The following is a 5,127-nucleotide window of genomic DNA, read 5'->3' as shown; positions in this document are numbered from 1 at the left end:
AACCTTCATGATGCACTTCCCCCTGAGTACGCCAGCATCGACTTCGAGCAGGCGCGCGCCTATTTGATGCACCATTACGGAGAATCCGCGGATGTTACGCGCGCGGACCTGATGGCGAGCGAGATAGGCCGGGCTCACTATCGCGCCATTACCCGTTTCATGTTCGAGGATGGATTGACGCCGGACTACAACGGCTCGCGCAACGCCCTGCAGGTGGACTCAAGGCGACGCGCCATCGAAGTGGTCCGGCGCAGCCAGGCATGGAGCAACCTGCTTGACCAGGCCTGCCCCGGAACGCTGAGGTTATCCATCCATCCACAAGCGCCGGACTCACCCAAATTCGGCATCCATCTATCGGACTGTGCCGATAGCTGGCTCACCCCGTGGCATGCGGTGGCCGTGGACATCGGCGGTGAGTTCAATTTGATGAAACGCGAGGAGGTCGAGCGCGCAGGCGGACAGATCGTGCATGTCGACGGACGCCCTTCGCATTTCGTTATCGAACACGCACGACGCCAGGGAGAATCCCGGTGAAGCAAACCGCGCTCCCGTCCTTCCATCGCCAGGTATCGATAACGCCGCTCGCATCATTCGGTGCCCTCGTTGCACCGGTGGACCCCGCCATGGACTGCCTGGGCATACCCGTCGACCACCTCCGCGCACTGGTAGGTCACAGCAAGCTCGTGGTGCTCCGGGGGTTCGCCAATCGCTTCTCCGGCCAGGGACTTGCCGATTACGCACGCCGCTGGGGCCCGATCATGACGGGGCCCTACGGCGATGTGCTCGACCTTTTCGAAAAAGAGTCGCGCGACGGCGTCTTCGATTCACTGTTCCTGCCCCTGCATTGGGACGGCATGTACATGCCGACCGTCCCAGAGCTCCAGATATTCAATTGCGTCGATGCAGGCCCATTGAATACGGGCGGCGAGACGGTGTTCGTCGATACCGTGGGCCTGCTTGAAAATGCAGGTGCATCGGTACTGGATAAATGGCGCGCCATTGAAACGACCAGCTGCATACTTGCCGTATCCAACTATGGCGGTTGCGTGCGCAGCGCCCTGGTGGTCGAACACCCGCGTCACCACGTCCCGACACTTCGCTACAGCCCCACTGGCGATGCCACCCCGGACTTCAGGAACCCACACACTGTTACGCACGAAGGACTCGACCGGGCATCGATGGACGAAAGTATCGCCGAGCTGCACCGGTGCCTGGCGCATCCGGCGCATCGTTACGAGCACGCATGGCGAACAGGCGACGTGCTGATCGCCGACAACCTTGCCCTTCTTCATGGCAGAAACGCATTCGTGCGTGGCTCGAGCCGGCACCTGCAACGCGTGCATGTCCATGCAGATCCGGTACTCGTCAACTTAGGCTTCAGCCCCCCAAAAAAGTGATGGGAGCGCCGCCGCCCGGGTTGGTTCCGGTGGACCGCTAGACGGCCAAATGCTGCAGCACGGTACAAAAAAACCCATATGGCCAGTTGACGCGTCCGATCAGGGTGGGTTACCGTCCGGCCATTCCCGTGATGTCGGATTTCGGCAAAAACGGGTCTTAAGCCACTGGGATTTCCTGATGGGGCACGGTTGTCCGACAACGCAGGTGTTTGGCTGCATACCCGCTAGCGAGCGGGGGCGGTCGCCCTTCGTTGCGATCTGTGCCCGCGTTCGCTCCCGTGCCAAGCTCAGCGCCCTGCGCTCCCGGTCGAAGTGCCTGTCCGGCTATTCCCCACCGTATCCAGCCTGAAGCAGCGGCTGTTTGACCTGATCGGCTCGTTCCCCGGCTGTCCTTAGACAACACTTTGCCGCGCCTCTCATCGATGCGCGGCAAGTGCGGCCGGCTATTGCCCAAGACGACTCCCCGATGGGTGCGAACAGTGTTCTCCGATGGCGGGCGCCTGCCCGTCATGGCCGTCACGCATCGGGTGGGGAGTTCACATGACCAAGCACAGGAATATCCGCAGGAACCGTTTGAACCTGGCCGTCCTGGCCGCACTGGGCACAGCGTTGGTGTCGGGGCCTTTGCTTGCCCAGACCACATCAACGCCCGCGCCTGCCGCTTCGACCGCGGCACCGGCTGCCGCGCCGGCCACCACGCAAGCCGATGACCAGGCGACGCCGGGCAAGCCGGCATCGAAGCCGCAAGTAGCCCAGGCCAAGACGCTCAAGGCCGTGTCGGTGGTGGCCAACCGCTACGATGCCAGCACCTTGCAGATGAACGCGCAGAATACGGTGGACGTGTTGTCCGCCAGCGACCTGCAACACACCGCCGTGCACAACGTGGCCGAAGCGCTGGGCCTGATGCCCGGCGTGAATGTCACCACCACCGGCACCGGTTACTTCGGCGGCATCGATGGCGCGGCGCGCGGCGAAGGCATGTTCGCGTCCGTGCGCGGCTTGCCGTCCGAGTACAACGTGAACCTGATCGATGGCGTGGATGTGGCCCAGGGCATGCCCTATAGCCGAAGCGTGCAGCTGTCGCTGCTGCCACCGTCGGGACTGCAGACCATCGTGATCAACAAGACCTCGATGGCCGATATGGACGGCGATGCCATCGGCGGCACCATCGATTTCCGCACGCCCACGGCGTTCGATTTCGCCAAGGACACCAGTGGCAGCATCACCACCAGCGGGCGTTCGGAGAGCCAGGCAAGGGAATATGGCGGTAGCGGGCTCGGCGGCGGCCTGGCGGGTGAGTTCCAGACCAAGTTCGGCAGCGAACACCAGTTCGGCATCTACGCCAGCGGCTACTACGACTACCGCAACATCGCCAACAGCGAAGTGGGCGCCGCCGAAAGCGCGTTGAATGATGGCTCGTGGGAATTCGCCCACAGCAACGCGGATGGCACCAACGCTGCCGGCTACAACCCGGCACGGAATCTCACCAGCACGGGCCTGAACGCCGGCATCGCATCGGGTTTCGAGCGACGCTATGGCGGCAATATCGCCTTCAACTGGAAGGTGGACGACACGCTCGACGTCTATGCCCGCGCCACCTATGCCTACGCAAAAACAGAGCAGGACACCACCTACAACCAGCTCCTGCCGCAGAACGTTACCTACGTACCGGATGGCTCGGCCGGCTACGTCCCGAACATCGGGCGCATCGCCAATCGCTTCTGGTACGAAACCAACCCCGAACGCGCCGACATCGCCACCTTCCAGTTCGGCGCCGACAAGAGGGCCGGCGGCTGGACGATCTCGCCGAAGCTGTTCTACAGCTATGGCCACAACGATCGCCCGGCGCACGTGGAGATCGATGGCCGCGAGGACAAGTATTCCCAGGACAACTTCGCCTTCGGCGGAAGCTCGCTTACCACTTACAAAGACGGCTTCCCGTACCCGCTGCTGACACCGGGCCTTGTCAATTCAGTGAACAACATTCCCGCCATGTGGGCCAACGACAGCGGCGAGCTGACCAAGTCGCGATCGGGCCAAAAGAAGGGCGGCGCCTCGGTCGACTTCCAGTATGACTTCGACGGCGGTGCGCTTTCCTCGGTGAAATTCGGCGTGAAATACACCGACAGCTCCCGGGAATTCACCAACCGCGACTGGTCCACGCCTGGCATCAACGATGGCGTGACCACCCTGGGCGACCTGGGAATCTTCAACGGGACGTATTCATCGATATTCCCCGACAAGTACCTGTGGCAGACACCCAAGGTGAACCATGCCGCCGTGGTGGACCTGATCCGCGCCAACTTCGCCGACGACGAACTGGATACCTGCGGCAGCAACTACATCAACAATTACAACTGCAACACCATGCGCGGCACCGAGGCTGTGAGCGCGGCCTACGCCATGGCCACGTTCGATGTGGGCAACCTTGAGATCATCCCCGGTGTGCGCTTCGAGCACACGTCGATCAACAACACCTTCTGGACGACGCCTGCCGAGGACGCTGACGGCAACCCGGTGACCGGTCATTTCTCCAACAACCGCACCGTGTACAACGAGCCGCTGCCCAGCATCGCGGCCAGCTGGCGGCCTACCGCGAACTCCGTGTACCGCGGATCGGTATGGATGAGCTACACCCGCCCGGCCTTCGTGCAGTTGGGCGGCGGCTCGCAGGTAAGCATATCCGATGGCGTGACCACCATCACCGAGGGCAATCCGAACCTCAAACCCATCAAGTCGACCAACCTGGACCTCTCCGGCCAGTGGACGACCGACCAGGGCGGCTTCGCCTCGGTGGCGGCCTTCTACAAGCAGCTGCACGATTACATCTATGACAGTGGCGGTGGACAGGCGAACCCCAATACCTCCGGGGAAGGAACGGTGCTTACCAAGACCCCGACCAACGGCGGCGACGGCAAGGTGTATGGACTGGAAGTGGCCCTGCGGCAGAAATTCCAGAACCTTCCCGAGCCCTTCGATGCCAAGATCCACGCGGGACTTCTGGCGCGTGTAGATCTTGGCATCGAAGGTTTCGAGAACGAACGGCTGCAGAGCGCACCCAACGTGCTGGGCAACGCCGAGGTGTTCTACGAGAAGAATGGCTTCGACCTTGACCTGGGCTACCACTACGCCAGTTCCTTCCTTTCCACCTACGACTACCTCAACCAGGGCTCGCCCTGGGACGACCTGTGGGTTAGGCCGATCCGAAGGGTGGACCTGCATGCCGGCTACGAATTCGATCCGCACTTCCGGGTGGACCTGTCGGTGTCAAACCTGACCGGGAACTACAGCTATTGGTCGCACATCGGTAGGCATGACCTGGCCATCAGCGATATCGTGCAGGCGGGGCGAACCACCCTGCTGACCTTGAAGTACTCGTTCTAGTGCACAGCCGGCCACGTCTGGAGATCGATGCGACGACAGCGACGGGATTACCGACGGCGCCGCCACGCGTCATCGGCTTCTGGGGCGGACTGTCGGCCAACGTCCTGAACATGATCGGCATCGGGCCGTTCATCACCATCCCGCTGGCGTTGACCGCGCTGGCGGGACCACAGGTCCTGTTGGGCTGGGTGGCGGGCGCCTTTCTTTGCCTGTGCGATGGCCTGGTGTGGGCGGAACTGGGCTCGGCGATACCCGAGTCGGGAGGGCCCTACCACTACGTGCGCGAAGCCTACGGCCGGGACAGCTACGGGAAGCTGTTCGGGTTCCTTTACCTGTGGCAGACCCT

Annotated in this window: 4 protein-coding genes; all 4 read left to right on the top strand. The window is 62.4% G+C overall.

Translation table 11 applies throughout. The features are described from left to right. Positions 1 to 534 (top strand): L-tyrosine/L-tryptophan isonitrile synthase family protein (locus VK519_RS04950; protein ID WP_324348024.1); only part of this gene is annotated, 534 nt, incomplete at its 5' end. After that, positions 531 to 1,397, top strand: coding sequence for a TauD/TfdA family dioxygenase (locus tag VK519_RS04945; protein WP_324348023.1), 867 nt, complete (start codon positions 531 to 533; stop codon positions 1,395 to 1,397). The genes VK519_RS04950 and VK519_RS04945, both read left to right, overlap by 4 nt. A gap of 540 nt (positions 1,398 to 1,937) precedes the next feature. Beyond that, positions 1,938 to 4,781 carry a TonB-dependent receptor gene (locus VK519_RS04940; RefSeq protein ID WP_324348022.1) on the top strand — a complete coding sequence of 948 codons (2,844 nt, stop codon included), beginning with the start codon at positions 1,938 to 1,940 and terminating at the stop codon, positions 4,779 to 4,781. Next, on the top strand, positions 4,781 to 5,127 hold a 347-nt coding region (locus VK519_RS04935), incomplete at its 3' end, for an amino acid permease (RefSeq protein ID WP_324348021.1). The genes VK519_RS04940 and VK519_RS04935, both read left to right, overlap by 1 nt.

This window comes from Pinirhizobacter sp. (assembly GCF_035317885.1).
Lineage (GTDB): Bacteria > Pseudomonadota > Gammaproteobacteria > Xanthomonadales > Rhodanobacteraceae > Pinirhizobacter.
This window is presented reverse-complemented; position numbering and strand designations above follow the sequence as displayed.